The 16,472-nt window shown below is 57.9% G+C and carries 14 protein-coding genes; 7 read left to right on the top strand and 7 right to left on the bottom strand.

What is annotated here, in order from left to right; translation table 11 throughout:
• Positions 1–50 precede the first annotated feature (50 nt).
• From BLT38_RS12615 to BLT38_RS12600, 4 genes are all read right to left on the bottom strand, one after another.
• Positions 51–1,121 (bottom strand): carboxypeptidase-like regulatory domain-containing protein, encoded by a 1,071-nt coding sequence (locus BLT38_RS12615; RefSeq protein ID WP_083345496.1) that lies wholly within the window; start codon positions 1,119–1,121, stop codon positions 51–53.
• A gap of 55 nt (positions 1,122–1,176) precedes the next feature.
• On the bottom strand, positions 1,177–2,337 hold the full coding sequence (locus BLT38_RS12610) for an SH3 domain-containing protein (protein WP_083345495.1): 1,161 nt from the start codon (positions 2,335–2,337) through the stop codon (positions 1,177–1,179).
• A gap of 76 nt (positions 2,338–2,413) precedes the next feature.
• Positions 2,414–3,550 carry a lactonase family protein gene (locus BLT38_RS12605; RefSeq protein WP_083345494.1) on the bottom strand — a complete coding sequence of 379 codons (1,137 nt, stop codon included), beginning with the start codon at positions 3,548–3,550 and terminating at the stop codon, positions 2,414–2,416.
• 77 nt (positions 3,551–3,627) lie between these two features.
• Positions 3,628–4,059: a Fur family transcriptional regulator gene (locus tag BLT38_RS12600; protein ID WP_083345493.1), complete on the bottom strand. Its 432-nt coding sequence runs from the start codon at positions 4,057–4,059 to the stop codon at positions 3,628–3,630.
• Positions 4,060–4,237: 178 nt separating this feature from the next.
• Here BLT38_RS12600 and BLT38_RS12595 point away from each other — a divergent pair, with 178 nt between their 5' ends.
• The 5 genes from BLT38_RS12595 (at position 4,238) to BLT38_RS12575 (ending at position 7,912) form a co-directional block, all read left to right on the top strand.
• Complete coding sequence (locus tag BLT38_RS12595) at positions 4,238–4,666, top strand: DUF2203 domain-containing protein (RefSeq protein ID WP_083345492.1); 429 nt, start codon at positions 4,238–4,240, stop codon at positions 4,664–4,666.
• The gene (locus BLT38_RS12590; RefSeq protein WP_231966466.1) at positions 4,614–5,213 is read left to right on the top strand and encodes a twin-arginine translocase TatA/TatE family subunit; all 600 of its coding nucleotides are present in this window, start codon (positions 4,614–4,616) and stop codon (positions 5,211–5,213) included. The genes BLT38_RS12595 and BLT38_RS12590 overlap by 53 nt, the downstream gene beginning before the upstream one ends.
• A gap of 17 nt (positions 5,214–5,230) precedes the next feature.
• The gene (tatC, locus tag BLT38_RS12585; RefSeq protein WP_083345490.1) at positions 5,231–6,010 is read left to right on the top strand and encodes a twin-arginine translocase subunit TatC; all 780 of its coding nucleotides are present in this window, start codon (positions 5,231–5,233) and stop codon (positions 6,008–6,010) included.
• A gap of 116 nt (positions 6,011–6,126) precedes the next feature.
• Positions 6,127–7,050 carry a TerC/Alx family metal homeostasis membrane protein gene (locus tag BLT38_RS12580; protein WP_083345489.1) on the top strand — a complete coding sequence of 308 codons (924 nt, stop codon included), beginning with the start codon at positions 6,127–6,129 and terminating at the stop codon, positions 7,048–7,050.
• Positions 7,051–7,174: 124 nt separating this feature from the next.
• Entirely contained in the window at positions 7,175–7,912 is a 738-nt protein-coding gene (locus BLT38_RS12575) for a DUF899 family protein (RefSeq protein ID WP_083345488.1), read from the top strand.
• Between the two features lie 96 nt (positions 7,913–8,008).
• Here BLT38_RS12575 and BLT38_RS12570 read toward each other — a convergent pair whose 3' ends face one another.
• The 3 genes from BLT38_RS12570 to BLT38_RS12560 form a co-directional block, all read right to left on the bottom strand.
• Positions 8,009–9,313: a lactonase family protein gene (locus tag BLT38_RS12570; RefSeq protein ID WP_083347078.1), complete on the bottom strand. Its 1,305-nt coding sequence runs from the start codon at positions 9,311–9,313 to the stop codon at positions 8,009–8,011.
• A 69-nt stretch (positions 9,314–9,382) separates the two neighbouring features.
• Positions 9,383–10,621, bottom strand: coding sequence for a beta-propeller fold lactonase family protein (locus tag BLT38_RS12565; RefSeq protein WP_083345487.1), 1,239 nt, complete (start codon positions 10,619–10,621; stop codon positions 9,383–9,385).
• 282 nt (positions 10,622–10,903) lie between these two features.
• Positions 10,904–12,979 carry a M13 family metallopeptidase gene (locus tag BLT38_RS12560; RefSeq protein WP_083345486.1) on the bottom strand — a complete coding sequence of 692 codons (2,076 nt, stop codon included), beginning with the start codon at positions 12,977–12,979 and terminating at the stop codon, positions 10,904–10,906.
• A 153-nt stretch (positions 12,980–13,132) separates the two neighbouring features.
• Between BLT38_RS12560 and BLT38_RS12555 the strand changes: the two genes are divergently transcribed.
• Both BLT38_RS12555 and BLT38_RS12550 read left to right on the top strand, forming a co-directional pair.
• Positions 13,133–14,470, top strand: coding sequence for a Gfo/Idh/MocA family protein (locus BLT38_RS12555; protein ID WP_083345485.1), 1,338 nt, complete (start codon positions 13,133–13,135; stop codon positions 14,468–14,470).
• A gap of 197 nt (positions 14,471–14,667) precedes the next feature.
• Positions 14,668–16,455, top strand: coding sequence for a S53 family peptidase (locus BLT38_RS12550; RefSeq protein WP_172838266.1), 1,788 nt, complete (start codon positions 14,668–14,670; stop codon positions 16,453–16,455).
• Positions 16,456–16,472 lie beyond the last annotated feature (17 nt).

The raw sequence follows: 16,472 nt of genomic DNA, 5'->3' as shown, positions 1-16,472 counted from the left end.
TTCGTTGCGAGCGAGCTGTTTAGGCTCGCTCGCAACGGATGTATCTTTCCTTAGCGCTTGTCGCGGCCTTGCAAGTGGGGTGTTAGCTTAGGCACCACGAACTCCTGCATGATGGCGCCGAAGACGCCGAAGGCTGTTCCTATGGCGGCGTTCTGCAGCGTTAGTCCTGCTCCGTTGCGGTCGCTGGCGGGATAGTAAAGATTGCTGATGCCTGCAGAGGCGAAGTTCCCAATAATGTTGGAATAGTTGAAGACCACTTTGTTCTGGTCGTTGCGGCAGAAGATCACACTGGCGGCGGCGTGGCGTGTGCGCGACATGATCGAACCCGTTCCCTGGTAGCGATAGCGCGGGTCCTGATGAAAGACCACCGGGAGAATGGCACCGCCGAGGAATGTGCTGATGGCACCATCTGCGAAGGATGCGCCATAACGTTTTGCATAGCCCGAGGCTCCGGTGCCGTAGCCGCTGAAGCTGTTATTGCTTTGTTCCACACCCGCGACGATGGCCGAAGTGGCAAACGTAAATGGATCCAGCGTGGAACGCCATGCCAGGTGAAACTTCTGCCCCTTGGTGAGCGGTTCCGGGTTCGCGTCGTAGACCACGTAAAAGTTTGGAACGATGCCGAGCACGCGCTGCTTCATTTCGAAGTTCACCTGCTCCGTGGCGATCTCCTTCTCAGTGGCTGTTACGGTGACGGTCGCAAACTTGCCTTCGGGGCGCAACTCAATCGCGTCCAGTTCTTTCTCTTCTCCGGGAAGGATTTCGCCGCTGCGCGTGTCTGCAAAGAAGCCGATCGCCGTGATGTGCAGCCTGTAGGTGCCGGGTGTGACGCCGTATGCGTGAAAGACACCGTCTTCGTCGGCGAAGGCGACTGCGGTCACTCCTCCGGATAAGACTTCGACACGTGCTCCGGGTAACAGCGCGCCATCGCCGTCCTGGATCGTTCCCTCGAGTGACGCTTTTGCCAGCATGGAGGCGGGTTGTCCGGCTTCCTGCGCCACGGCACCTATCGGTGCGGCGCAAAGAAGGGTCAGACCGCACAGCCATAGCGAAAGGCGCATGAAGTACAAGACGGTCAGAATCGGTAGAAGTTCTTGTCTTGGAACGCCATACCGCGTCATCTCGTTCCCCAATTGGGAGAAAGACGCCAAATGCAGAAGAAACGTTGGATCGCTGCTAGCGCCGCTTCTTACCTGCTTTTTCTTTCTTTTCGACGGGCTGCAACTGGGCCTCGGCGGGTGGCTGCGTTCCGGGCGGCAGTACACGCCGCGTGATGTTGCCTTCTAACCGATAGGTCTTGGTTACAAGCTGGCCTTTCGTAACCAGGAACCTGCCATTTGCATCGGCCTGTGGCACCGGAACACCGGCAGCCAGAACCGTGTAGACGTAGGTGGGAGCAGGGCCGGTTCCGGGCAAGCGGTCATGCGCGGGAGTGCCGGGGTCGGTACCGATCTTCACCGGGAAGTAGCCCAGGATGTTTCTGTCGCGGTTCGCTGTCTCGTAGCGATGCCGCTTCAGATTCCACGAGTAGACGCGGACCTGGTTGAAGTCATACGGCAGGCCGGCCTCGTAGGGGCTGGTGACGGTGACGTACTGCGGCACCTCTTTGCTGGCGCCCTCAATCTCGGGGTCGATGACCTTGTTGATGATGTACGCGCCCACAATCCGCTGGCCTTCGGCGTAACGCGAGATGGCTTCTGGAACGTCCGTATTGAGCAAGCCGCTGGTCATCCAGCCGGTGTGATTTTTGGAGTCGCGTACCAGCCACCAGTCCTGCATGGGCGGCTTCAGCACTTCGCCTTCCTTCACCTGGATGCCTTTGGCGCGTGCCATGCTTTCCACGGTCTGTCCCGGTGGCAGAGGCTTCTGGATGGAGGCGCGCTGCAGCAGCGTCAGCTTGTCGCCGTCGGCCAAACGATAAAAGCGGTCGGTCTGAATGCCGGGCGAAATGTGCAGGTAAACATCGTCGCTGACCGTGCCCGTGGCGACGACAGGATCGTTCGCATGATCTTTCTGGAGCTGTTCGAATGCGTCCGATACTTTTTCCGTGGCGACGGCGCGCTCGTCAATCCAGCCAATCTCGCCGTTGTCCGTCTTCACACGATAGAAGCGGCGATTCTGTTCCAGAATCTCAAGGCGCTGGCCGTTGACCACGTTGCCGGTGCGGTTTGATACGGCCGCGATGCGGTCGCGCAGGAAGGTGGCCTTGGACGTTACGTAAACGTAATGCGTCAGCACCTTCGGCTTGAAGTGATTGCAGCCGGAAAGAAACGAGGCTGCCGATCCCAGGGCTAGAACACACGCAAATCGGGCCGAAAATGGAGACAATCGCAACATCCGCACTGCATCTGAGGATAGCATCGCCACGTTGGCGAGTCGTGTAACGAACCACGCCTGAGGCGCAAGGCAACCTTTAATAGGAGAGCGCGACAATGCTTGCGTTTGTGCCGGTAGACGTTGTTGCGACGGAATTCAGCTTACCCGCCGTTGTGCTGTCGAAGCCATACAACGTGACATCTGGCGAGCCCGAGTACGCGGCCGCGGCGATGTAGTTGCCCGTGGAATCGGCTCCCAGCGACGTCACAGCAACACCGGAGGCGAATGGCGATCCACTGATGGCCGTCAACTTCACATTTGCGTCAATTGACCAGCCCGAGATGGTGTTGTCGCCGCGATTCGCCACGTAGACATACTTGCTGGTCTTATCCAGCACCACGGAGTAAGGCTGCGTGCCTGTGGTGTACGTCTGCGATGTGGTGGGCGTGAGGATGCCGTTGGATGTGATGGTATTCACCACCAGTCCGGGGTTCGTTCCACTGCGCGCCTCGTAGAGATAGCTGCTGGTGCTGTCGATGGCGATGGCGTTGTCGCTGGTAAGGCTGGGCGGTGCGGTCTGCGTCAGGTATTGGAATGCGCCGGTCGACGTGTTGAAGCTGAAAAAGAGTTCGCCTGCCGTTCCCATGGCCGCGATGACAAATGCGCCTGAGGGCGCAACGCGAAGCTGTTTGGGCACTACGGTGCCTGACACTGTGAAGCCAATGCCGCCACTCGGCCCAATGGCCAACGAGCCATCGCTGCCAATGCTGAACAGATCCAGCGCATTACCGCTGCCATCGAGCACGATGAGCCACTTGCCATCGGGCGAGGTCTGCATGTCCGCGCAGTTTGCGTTGGTAAGGGCGTTGCCGCTGTTGAGCGAGGTCAGCGCACCGTTGCTGCCGATGGAATAGCCGAAGATCTGCGAGACCGTTCCGACCCATAGGTACTTGTTGTCGCGGCTCACGGTGAGTGCTGTTGGTGTGAAGTTGAAGTTCAGGGGGGAGCCGGTCAACGTGGACAACGAACCGCTGGAAGAAATGCTGAGTCCCGATACCGAATTTGCGCCTTGATTCGCTACGAAGAGATAGTTTCCGGATGCTGTGCCACCGCCACCGCTGTTGCCGCCTCCTGAATTGCCAGTCTCCGGCGTGAAGAACTTGCCGGTGCCGCAACCACTCAAGAGCAAAAGGCCAGAGAACAACAACGGAACCGCGCGACGAAACGGAAGCATGGAGAAAACACCACTCCTGGTAGCAGGGAAAGTCAATCCATTGGACGCAATAGGGAAGGAATCGCGCAGGAAAATCTTTAGTTTGGCCGAGCCTGGCAGTCCGGGCAAACGCCAATCACATCAATCGAAACGCGCTCCACCAGGAAGCCACCGGGCATTGCCGTCTGCAAGAGCGGTGCGCCGAACTCGCCGTCTGGCAGATCCGTAACCTTACGGCACACGGAGCAGACCATGTGATGGTGCGGGACATCGTTCATCTCCACACGCAGCGTTCCGTGATGCATGGAAAGCTCGCGAAACACGCCGCTTTCCACGAAAAGATGGATGTTCTTGTACACGGTAGCCAGCGAGATGGACGGAATGCGCTGCTTTACCGCCTCAAAGACCTCTTCCGGCGAGGGATGGCCGTACATGCCCTGCATGGTCTCGTACAGCACCTGCCGCTGATGCGTCACCGCGATGCCGTGGCGGGCGCAGAGTTCACGGAAGGATCGGAGAGTCTCAGGCATATCACCATTTAGTAGAAATGCCCCAACTGGCAGTGTCAAGACAGATACCCGGCCACCACGGGTATGAATTTGCTCCACCCCGACACGTCGATGCGCATAGGATGAAACTCCCTTGGTTGAACTTGCGGGCCGTGAGCCGTATTCTTGCGCGAAGTACTTCTGCTGAAAGGAGAACCCAATGCGTACCTTTACTCTTCCCGAAGCACAAACGCTGCTTCCCGTGCTGGATTCTCTATTGCAACGTGCACAGGAGGCTGCCTCAGTGGCCACCGTGCGCGAAAACGCGTTGGCAGGCCTGTCCCAGGCCATCTTCCTGTCTGGTGGGCTACGCGTGGATTTGCAGGAAGTATCCCGCATCAAGGCGGAACACACTGCCGCCGTCACCCAGGCCAAGGACACGCTGGCAGAGATTGAAGCCATTGGCGTGGAGGTTCGTGACCTGGCCACTGGTCTGCTTGAGTTTCCGTATCAACTGGGCGACGAGGTTGTGATGCTGTGCTGGCTGCAGGGCGAGAAGAACATTACCCAGTGGCACGCAGCCGAAGCCGGGTGGGATGAGCGCAAACCGCTGGATGAACGCTTCACCCGCGGCGACAAACTGCAGTAAACCGTCATCGCCGCGTATCCCGCAGCGCTTCCATCTTGTTATCCTTACAGTCACGATGCCCAGCTTTCAGGACTCCGTTGTCATCTTCATTCTGGCCCTCATTCTGGTGGGTCCGAAGAACCTGCCCAAACTGGCGCGCCAGCTTGGCAAACTGATGGCTGAGTTCCGCCGCGCCTCCAACGAATTCCGCATGCAGATGGAAGATGAACTGCGCGTGGAAGAGCAGAAGGAACACGAGGCAAAGGTGGCCGCGCTTGCTGGCCCTGTCTCTGAGACACCTGCCGGCGAAACGGTTGCCGAAGGCACGGAAGTTGCTGCCGCAGAAGCTACGCCCATTGCTGAGGCTGGGTCACTGAAGATGATGCCACCCTCCACCGGACTTCCGACAGAAGCGGGCAGCTATCCCACGCCGGACTTCGCTGCAGCCGAGCATACCGAGCATCAGGAGATCACCTCCGAGGCTGGCATCAGCAGCGAAGAACCCCGCGAAGAGATTCATGAACTTGTTCCGGCCGACACTGAAGCCGCCCACCGACTCAACGACTGATACGTAAGAAAGACGGAATGCCAGACGTTATCGAAAAAGCACGCGAAGCTGTACACGAACGCGCCGAACTCCCCGGCATGAGCCTGATGGAGCACCTCACTGAGTTGCGCTCCCGTCTCATCCACTCCGTCGTTGCATTGCTGATCTGTTTCGCCATCGCCTACATCTTCCACGAGAAGTTGTTCAGCATCGTCACGTTCCCGATCGACTCGCTGAACTATAAGCTGCACTACACGCATCCCACAGATCCGCTTAACCTGTATCTGAAGACTTCGCTCTATGGTGGAGCGATCATCGCAGCGCCGTACATTCTGTATCAGCTCTGGCTGTTTATCTCGCCGGGCATGTATCAGAACGAAAAGAAATATGTGATCCCGTTCATGCTGGCCACCGTTACGTTGTTCTTTGGCGGCGCATGGTTCGGCTATCACTGGGTACTGCCTTCGGCGCTGAAGATTCTCATCGGCGACTTCGGCCATCGCTTCCTCCCCATCATCACGATTGAGGATTACAACAGCTTCTTCCTGTCGATCATCTTTGGCCTGGGCATCACATTTGAACTGCCGATCGTGATCTTCTTCCTGGCGATCTTCGGCATCGTTGATGGCAAGTTCCTCATTCGCCACGCGCGTTACGCCATCCTGATCATCTTCGTCATCGCGGCCATTATCTGTCCGCTGCCCGATGCGCTCAGCATGACGCTCTTCGCATCACCCATGCTTGTGCTTTACGCGCTCAGTATTGGCGTGGCCTTTGTTGTGGCGCCAAAGAAGAAAGAACTGACCGAAGGTAAGTAGTCTTCTTCCATCAAAAGATCGACCCCGTTCATGACATCGAACGGGGTTTTCTCTTGCGTGATTGAGAGGCTATCTCGTTGACTTGCCTCCAAAAGCATTACCATCAAATGTGACCGATGCCCAACGCCCAGCCCATTGACTGGATTGTCTTCCACGCCCTGCTCTTAATTTTGTTGGCGCTGGAAGTTCTGCTTCTGCATAAGACGACCCCAGAGAGCGCACCCAAGCGTTCCTATGCCGCGACAGCCCTATGGATACTGGGCGCGGCGGGCTTCGGAGCGTATGTCTATCTGCGACTCCATCCGCAGTTGGGGCAGGAATTTCTTGCAGGGTATGCGCTGGAAGAATCGCTCTCCATCGACAACCTCTTTGTCTTCCTGCTGATCTTCAAAAGCTTCCGCATTGTGCCGGATAAACAGCGCCGTGTCCTTTTTTTCGGCATTCTCGGCGCAGTGGTCATGCGCGCAGGATTCATCTTTGCTGGCGTGGTGATCCTGGAGAAGTTTGATTGGGTCACATACATCTTCGCGGTTGTTCTGCTTATCGCAGCAGTGCGTTTGGTGATGCCGGAAGATCACGTACATCCCAAGAAACCGAAGTGGCAGATGTGGCTGGAGAAGCGCCAGCCCATTTCGCTCTCGCAGGATTCCTTCACGGCTGTCGAGAATGGTCGACGCATTCCCACGGTGCTTGCTTTAGCGTTGGTTGGCATTGCATTTGCAGACTTCGTGTTTGCGCTTGATTCCATTCCCGCGGTGCTTTCGATTACACGGCACACCTTCATCGCGTACACGTCGAACATTCTCGCGGTGATGGGACTGCGCAGCCTGTTCTTCGTGCTCACGCACGCGCTTGAAAAACTAGCCTATCTGCACTTTGGACTCGCGGCTGTGCTGGCCTTCGCCGCAGCCAAGATGCTAGCCGCGCCGTGGTATGAAGTCACTCCGCTGGTATCGCTTGTGGTCATCTTTGCGATCCTTGCAGTCACGATTGTGGTGTCGCTGATTTTGCAACGCAATTGTCCAGAAACAACTGCCTGAAAACACTGTTTGATGTAGTGGAAGAAATCGGCGACGTTTCGCGGCAATGAACGTCCTCGTATTTTCTGAAAGGACCTTCGTACATAGCAATGTGTACAATGTCCACATTCAGGAGACGCACCTTATGTCGTTGACTCCAGCTACCGAACTTGCCGCAAAGAACAAGGCCCATCACCCCAACGAATCCCCCGCATACCGCGAAGCTCGCAATAAACTTCTGGCTGAAGAAATCGAACTCCGTCGTCACATCGCCGAGGTTGCGGAAAAGCGCCGTGCCCTGCCGATGGGTGGCGAAATCCCGGAAGACTTCACCATCGTCGGACCCAATGGACCGGTGAAGTTCTCCAGCCTCTTTGGCGATAAGGACACACTTCTGGTCTACAGCTACATGTATGGCCCGCAGCGTAAGCGCCCCTGTCCCATGTGCACGTCGATGCTGTCGTCATGGGAAGCGGCAGCGCGCAACTTCATGCAGAAGGCCTCTCTCGCTGTCTTCGCGCGTTCACCCATCGAACGGCTTGAGGACTGGAAGAAAGAGCGAGGCTGGAAGTTCCTGAAGCTTTATTCCGATTCCGATGGCGCTTACACGCGAACCTACGTTTCACCCGAGGACGCTGACGTACCTGGCATGAACGTCTTTGCTCGTCGCAATGGGCGTATCTATCACTTCTGGGCTCCGGAGATGAGCATGGAGATGAACGACCCGGAACAGGATCCACGTGGCGCGCCCGATCCAGATACGCTGTGGACCATGTTCGACATGACGCCCGAAGGCCGCGATCCTAAGTGGTATCCGAGCCTTGATGGTGTGGGAGGCGTCCTCCATCAGATCGATCTTGATGCAAATCCACCCACAAAGTAAATGGATGTAGACGAGCCACCTGAGAAGGGAATTGAGGACCAAAAGCGAAAGGGATGCGAGTTGATCGCATCCCTTTCGTCTGTTCTGGTTTGTTGCTTACTGTGTGACTAGCTGTGTCGAGTGGGTTCCGTTGGCGACAGCCGCTGCGCACGAGGGGCCCGATGATGCCGGGAACGGCGTGTTGCGGATCTTCACCAGTTCACCGGTTGCGGGCTTCAACTGCAGGCCGCCTACGGTGTTGTCCAGGAAGTTCGACGTGTACAGGTAGATGCCGAGCGCGTTTTCAATGGTCACGCAGGTCGGTCCTACACCACCGGTGGACTGAGCACCAGTGCTGGTGGCGGAAAGAGCGCCGGTGTTGCTGGCGATCGCATAAGCGCCCACAGTGTTGGAGTTGTAGTTCGCGGTGTACAGGAACTGGCCACGCGGATCAATCGTAAGACCCACAGGCTGCGACTGCGTAGCGAACGGACCGGACAGAATGGCCTGCGGAACACCGCTGGACGGGATCGTGTAACCGATGATCTGGTTCGCGCTCTTGTCCGTGATGTACAGGCGGTTGCCAAGCGGAACAGCTGCGATGGCCGATGCCAGAACGCCGGAATTGTAACCGGTGGAGGTGCCCGTTCCAGGAGCGATCGTGGTCTGACCGATGGCAGTGATCACACCCGAGCTGAGTGTGCGACGGTATGCCAGCAGGTTGTTCGTCGTGTTGCCGTCCTGGTCGATGACGTAGACGTACGACGAGCAGCTGGTGTCGGTGCAGTCGGTGCCGTTGATGGAGCTTGGCGTGTTGTTATTCACGTTGCTCGTAACGGCGATGCCAGCCGGGCTGAAGCCGACGGGGAAGTAGTTCAGGCCGCCGTTGGAGAGCGGCGTTCCCAGCGAGACGATACCGGTGCTGCTATCCGTGGAGAGCGGGAAGACTTCCACGCCGCCAGGGCCAGGGTTCGCAGTGGTGTAGCCAGGCTGGTAGGTGAAGGTCACGTACAGGAACTTGCTGTCGCCAGAGATGGCCAGCGCCGTGGGGAATGAACCCGCCACAGTGACTGTTTTCTGTGCGTACAGCTTGCCATCCGTACCAATGGCGAAGTTGACGATGTTGCTATCGTCCTTGTTCACCACGAAAACGGTCTTCTGGTTAGAAGTGATAGCCAGCGCCACAGGGTTGCGGCCGCCGGTGTCCTGGCCGGACGACGCCAGGCGGATCAGCGATCCGGTCTGGTAGTCGATGCCGAACTCATTCAGTACGCCGTTCTGGTTGGTCGTCGTGCTGGCTTTGGACGAGGTCACATAGAGAAAGCCGACCGTGTAGTCGCGTGAGCAGGCGGTAAGGCCGAGGCAGGCTGCCAGCGAGAGAACGGAAGCGGCGCCGAAACGGCTGATCTGGTTGAACTTCATGCGTTGCATTTCCTCAAATCGTGTTGCCGGTTGCGGGATGGCCTTGCGACCATCCCGCATATTCCCGTGCTAGCTCGTGATGCCGCTGACGACCAGGCAGGCCGGACGTCCCGTTGCCTGGAAGGTGGACCCGTGCTGCAGAACCTGCAGCGTGCCCTGATTGTGATCGATGTGGTAACCCGTCACCGTTCCATCCTGGTTGGAGGTGTACACCCACTGCTTGGAGGGGTCTTCCACCATGCAAACCGGACCGGAGCCTACAGAATACGGGTTCAACTGGCCACCCTGCTGCTGCAGCTGGCCGGTGCTCAGAATCTGGTACGCGCCGATGGAGCTCTTGGACGTGGAGGTGGAGGTGTTGTTCTGGTTCAGAACATACAGCCACTTGTTGGCGGAATCCGTCAGGGTCCAGACCGGGGTCGCGCCGCTGACGAAGTTGGCCACCTGGCCACCAGTTACCGGCTGCAGAACGCCTGCGCTGGAGATTGTGTACTGCAGGATGCGGTTGTTCGCGGCATCCGTCAGGTACAGGTAGCTTCCGCCCTGCGTCATGGAGGTGATGTTGATCGTCTGTGTCTGATCAATCACCTGCGTGGAGTTCGCGTTCACCGTCAACTGGCCGCCGGTGCCTACCGTGAGCGAGGTCACAGTCTGGTCGCCGTTTACAACGATGACCGAAGCGGACGAGGTGGCCTTGATGCGGGTGGGCTGCGGGCCCGTGGAGGTGTAGGTCAGATACGTGCCGTTGTTCTTAACGGACTGGTTCTGTACCAGCGACAGACGGCCCGTGTCGGCGTCAATCGCAAAAACTGTGATGGAGCCGCAAGCAGCGGTCAGCATGCCAGTGGCAGAGGCGCAGGTGGTCTTGCTGTCCGGGGACACCTGGTCCAGAACATACAGATAGTCACCGCCGGTGCTGATATCCATCCAGACGGGGGTTCCGCCCTGGCTGGCAAATGCCTGCTGGAAGGTGAGCACACCGTCGCCGCCCACGCTGAACTGCGATACGGAATTGTTCGCGTCGCCCTGGTTCAGAACATACAGGTAGCGTCCGCCGGGCTTCACAACTCCCATGACCGGGTTGTTGCCGCCTGCCGGGAAGGGCGAATGCACCATCTCCGTCAAGTTGCCGGAGTAGTTATCAATCTTGTAGCCGGTAATGGTGCCCGCGGCGCTATTGCTGCTCGTTTGGCCTTCCATTACCCACAGGTAGCCAACCGTATAGCTGCCGCACGAGGTGATTCCCAGGGAGAGACCTACTGTTGCCGCACAGGCCAGAACGTTCCGGCCGATTCCACTCAACTTCATGTGTTTCCTTCGATTCCCATGGGCGGCCCCGGACACATGCCACCGGCAAGACACACGTTCGCCTGGGAAGTGAAAATGCTCTGTTGATTGTATGCGCCGCGAGGGATTTCCGCCACCGCTGCTGCCAGATCCTTTACCGCTTCTTATTACTGTGCCGAGTAGACGGCGATTTGTGGCAAAGGTTAGCCCTCAACCCGAACGTAGAAAAGGAAATGTTTTCCTCAGAAAAAGAAGAGCGCGACCACGTGAGCCGCGCCCTTCTTTCATGGAGTACGTGTTCGTTTACCAGACGCGGCAGGCATTCACCGGAGCCATGGGCTGTCCCTGCTTGCAGGAGAACGCCTTCGCAAAGTTCGCCTGGTTCTGCACGCCACCGTTCGTACGGAAGCGGCCGGGCGAGTGCGGATCGGTCTTCGCGCGAACGCGTGCAGCTTCGTCGCGAGTGTTCTCACACCACACCTGCGCATAGCCCAGGTAGAAGCGCTGCTCCGGTGTGTAACCGTCAATGGGCTTGCGTGAATCTGGTCCCAGCTTGTCCAGTTCTTTCTGCATGGCCATGTAGGCCACCTGCAAGCCGCCGTTGTCTGCGGTGTTTTCACCCAGCGTCAGCTTGCCATTCAGCTTGGTGCCCGGAACCGGCTCAAACGATCCGTATTCGTCCACTTCGCACTGAGTGCGCTTGTCGAACTCGGCCTTGTCAGCATCCGTCCACCAGGAACGTACGTTGCCTTGCGGATCGAACTTGCTGCCCTGATCGTCGAAGCCGTGTGTCATCTCGTGGCCAATCACCACGCCGATGGCGCCGTAGTTCACTGCGGGATCAATCTTCAGGTCGTAGAACGGCGGCTGCAGAATGCCAGCAGGGAAATTGATGTCGTTCATCGCCGGGCTGTAATAGGCGTTCACGGTGGGCGGTGTCATGCCCCATTCCTTCTCGTTCACCGGCTTGCCAATCTTGTTCAGATCGCGGCGATCCGTAAAAATATCGACGCGCTGCAGATTGCCCAGACGATCATCGCGCTTCACTTCCAGCTTGCTGTAATCGCGCCAGACTTCGGGATAGCCAATCTTGTCGCGGAAAGCCGACAGCTTCTTCAAGGCCTCCTGCTTGGTGGTAGCGCTCATCCAGTCCAGGTTCTTGATGTCTTCGCCCAGCGCGGCTTCAAGCTGGTGCACCAGCTCCTGCATGTTCTTCTTTGCTTCCGGCGTGAAGTACTTTGCTACCCAATCCGCGCCCACAGCTTCGCCCAATGCGGCATCGGTCTGCTGCGTGCAACGCTTCCAGCGGGGAGCCTGTTCCTTCTGGCCCTGCAGTGTCTGCGCGAAGAAGCGGAAGTTCTCCTGATCAAACGCCTTGCTCAACGCGCCTGCCGAGCTGTGAATCACATGCCAGCGCATGTAGCTCTTCAGGTCGTCCGTGCTGGACGATGCAATCTGTTCATTGAATCCCTTGAAGAAGTCCGGAGTGCCAACGTTCAGGTTTGTCACCGGCGTCTTGATGGCAGTGAAGTAATCGCTCCACTGGAAGTTCGGTGTGTAGCCCTGCAGTTCAGTGATCGGCTGCGGGTGATAACGCTTTGCGGGATCGCGGAGTTCAACACGTGGCATGGAAGCCTGCGCCAGTGCCGTTTCAATCTTCAACACGGCTTGAGCTTCTGTTGCAGCCTTCTCCGGTGAGTCGCCCGCGAGGACGAACATCTTCGTTACGTGCTCGACATACTGCTTGCGCAAGGTAACCATGCGCTCATCGTCCTGCAGATAGTAGTCACGATCGGGCAGCGATATACCGCCCTGGAACAGTCCCGGAATCTGTTTGCTGCTGTCCTTCTGGTCCTGTTGCGAGCCGAAGCCGTAAAACAGCGATGTGCCGTAAACGTCTTCCAGCGTGCCCACCAGCTTTGCCAACTGCTTCTTGTCGTTCCAACCATCAATCTTTGCCAGCACGGGCTGAATCGGTTTCGCGCCCAGCGTCTCTGCCAGATCGTCGTTCATGCAGGCGGCGAAGAAGTTGCCGTACTTGGTCTGCAGCGGATTCTTCGGGCTCGCAGCAGCGTCTTTCAGCAGCGCGTAGACGGTATATACGTTGCGCTCCTGCAGCTCGTCGAAGCGACCGTAACGTACCTTGTCTGCCGGGATGGGATGATCCTTGCGCCAGTTGCCGCAGGCGTAGGCGTAAAAGTCCGTGCAGGGATCGGCCGTCTTGTCGATGGCGGACAGGTCCATGGAGACCGCGGCCTTCGGAACGGTGATGGAAGCCTCCTGCCCATCCAGAGCGAGAGACATCTGCTGGGCGTTGGCGGTCATGCCAAGGCCGAATACGGCAACGGCGGCAATCGCAGAATAGGTGGGGAACTTCATGCGCGGTCCTTCGGGATCAGTTTGAGTTAAAGAGGAAACGTACCCCATACTGTATTGGATTTCACCTGTCAGTGCAGCATTTTCGTCGGTCCGGTTGGGCAGATGATATGCGCATCGCTTACGATGACGGGTGCTGCTGGAGGGATACAAAGCATGTCATTGAATCGCCGTTCATTTCTGCGGAACGCCGGCCTTGCCGCTGCGGGAACACAGATTCCCCTGTTGAAGGCCTTTGGCCAGGAACGCCGCCTGGGACCAAACGACCAGATCCACGTTGCCCTGATTGGTGCGGGCGGACGCGGTCAGTCGATCACGAAATCTGCGCTCACGCTGCCGAACGTGAAACTGCTGGCCGTGGCGGATTGCTACGACGGCCGCCTGGCTCATTCCAAGGAGCTGTGGGGCAACGACCTGCAGACGACCAAGGATTACAACGAAATTCTGAAACGCAGCGACATTGACGCTGTGATCATCGGCACACCGGACCACTGGCACCGCAAGGTTGCCATTGATGCCATGGCAGCAGGCAAGGACGTCTACTGCGAAAAGCCGATGATTCATGAGTACGCGGACGGCCCGCTGATGATCGAAGCGGCGAAGAAGTACAACCGAGTGATCCAGATCGGATCGCAGCGCGTGTCGTCGATGATTTACATCAAGGCGAAGGAACTGCTGGCCGCTGGCGCCATCGGCAAGCTGAACCTGGTGCAGGGACATTGGGATCGCAACTCCGCGCAGGGTGCATGGGAATACACCGTGCCGCTGGATGCCAATGAACAGACCTGCGATTGGCCTCGCTTCCAGGGCGCAGCGCCCAAGCACGCATGGGATCCGGAACGCTTCTTCCAGTGGCGCAAGTACAAGGATTACGGCACTGGCGTTGCAGGCGATCTGTTTGTCCACCTGTTTAGCGGTACGCACTTCATCACCGGCACGAATGGCCCCACGCGCGCTTATGCCACGGGCGGTCTGCGTTACTGGAAGGATGGCCGTGACGTTCCCGATGTTCTGCTGGGCCTGTATGACTACGGCGATTGGAACCTGGAGCTGCGCGTGAACTTCGTCGATGGCGGCGAAGAGAGCGAAGGCTTCACCTTCGTTGGTACCGAAGGCAGCATGGAGATCACCAGCCGCGGAGTCATCGTAAACAAGGTGCCTCGCGAAAAGGGACCGGGCTACAGCATTGGTTCATTCACCAACGAAATGCAGGCTCGCCTGAAGGCTGACTATGCGATGAAGCAGGCAGAAGATGCTGCTGCTCGTGCGGCGCTGAATGCTACGAGCGTGGAGCGCTACATGGCTCCCACTGGCTACGACGATACGGCCGATCACTTCCGCACATTCTTTGGCTGCATGCGTTCGCGTCAGCAGCCCACGGAAAATGCGGTCTTCGGCTATCGCGCAGCAGGTGCGGCTCTGCTGAGCCTGCTCAGCATGGACAAGGGAACCGTTGTTCATTGGGACCCGGATGCCATGAAGCTAAAGGCATAGATCAATTCATCGTGAAAAGGCGCAGCTGGAATGCTGCGCCTTTTTCATCGAGTCATAGGGCTTAAGCCTCTTGTGCGTTGCACTGCCATATGGTGCATGCGACGCTCTCAGGCACCCATATCCCCGTTGCGCATCACGGAGCGGACATTGCTCTGGCTGCGTACCGCTTTCTTCTCTTGCCTCCCGGAGGACCGTACGTGAACACTGCAAGAACTTGCCGCTATATCGCCGCCGCGACCATCGCACTCACCGTCACCAGTGCCTTTGCTGCGGAAAAGGCCGTGGACAAAGGCCGCTCTCCTTCTTCTGAACAGGTAGGTTTCAATATCTATCTGCCGCTGCAGAACCGCGATGCACTTGATAACGACATCGCCGCGCTGCACGACTCGACTTCTTCGCGCTACCAGAAGTGGATGACGCCGGATCAGTTCAAGGCAAAGTACATGCCCTCCACCTCGTTGCTGCAGGCGGTTCTTGCGCAACTGGCAGCGCAGGGAATCGATGTGACTATTGCTGGCCCTCAGCGTTTGCATTGCAGTGGCAAGGCTTCCGCAGTGGAAGCGGCTCTGCGCACAACGCTGCATGATGGAGCATTCCACAATGGCCGTAAGACCGTGATGGCATCGCAGGCTCCGACACTCACCGGTGCTCTCTCACAGAGCGGTGCTATCGTTTCTGGCCTCTCAGGTTTTGTGCGCGCGCGTTCCTATGTGCACACCGCACCTGCAGCAAACCCGCAGAATCGTTACAGCACCGCTGGACCTTACTGGTTCACCGATCTGAAGCAGGCTTATAACTGGCCGTCGTACACCGCATACACCGGCAAGGGCGTGACCATTGGCATCCTGATGACGGGCGATTACAACCCGACCGATGTGAACGCCTATTTCACCCATGAGAAGATCGCCACGCCGAAGATCTCCACGGTGCAGATCAACGGTGGTGCGCCGTATGATCCCGTCGGTTCCACGGAAACGCATCTTGATCTGCAGCAGTCCGGCGGCATGGCGCCGCAGGCGAAGCTGATCCTTTACAACATGCCTGACCTGTCCGATGACAGCATCATGGCCGGCCTGTCGCAGATTGTGAACGACAACAAGGCTGACGTGGTGAGCATGTCGTTCGGTTCGCCGGAAATCTTCTACAAGGCGGAGTACAACGATGGCACGGACTTCAGCTACCTGCTGAAGGAAGAGAATGACCTGATTGCGCAGGGAACTGCTCAGGGCATTACCTTCATTGCCAGCTCTGGCGACGCAGGTGCACTGACGGCGTTTCCGCCAGCCTGCTTTGACGGCGTTGCAGATTGCGGACCTGCCATTGCGGCTGTCAGCTTCCCGGCTTCCAGTCCTCATGTTGTTGGCGTGGGTGGAACGAACCTCGTAACGACGCAGACTTCGTCGACCGATCTGAACTCCATCTACGTCCGCGAGCAGGCTTACGCTGATCCGCTGGAAGGCGACATCTTCTACGGAACATCGTCCACCGGCCAGTACTGGGGCTCGGGCGGTGGCGACAGTGTGTACTTCCGCAAGCCGCTCTATCAGGCTCTTGTGAACACCGGCAACGCAAAGTATCGCACTGTGCCGGACGTATCGCTGCATATGGGCGGCTGCCCACAGGGAGCGATCACCTGCAATGCGGATGACAGCTCTGACATCGTCACCATTGGCGGCTTTAACTACTCCGTGATTGGCACCAGCGCTTCCGCTCCTGACTTCGCTGGACTGACTGCTCTCGCAGTGCAGCGCTACGGCCGCCGCATTGGCAATGAGAACTACTACATCTACGCGCTGGCCGCATTGCAGAGCCTCGGCCTGACGAAGGTCTATCGTCAGGGCATCCCCGGCTTCAACGGCCTGTATTCCACCACGTCAAAGGGCTACAACCGCGTTTTGGGTAACGGCACGGTGATCGGTAAGGACTTCCTCCTTGCCCCGCTTGTTCCCTCGGCAGGCACACCTCAGACACCTAGCAACCCGTAGTCTGAAGTTGGGTAATC

Source organism: Terriglobus roseus (assembly GCF_900102185.1).
GTDB classification, from domain to species: domain Bacteria; phylum Acidobacteriota; class Terriglobia; order Terriglobales; family Acidobacteriaceae; genus Terriglobus; species Terriglobus roseus_A.
The sequence above is the reverse complement of the archived record's forward strand: the minus strand, read 5'-3'. Positions and strand labels throughout refer to the sequence as shown.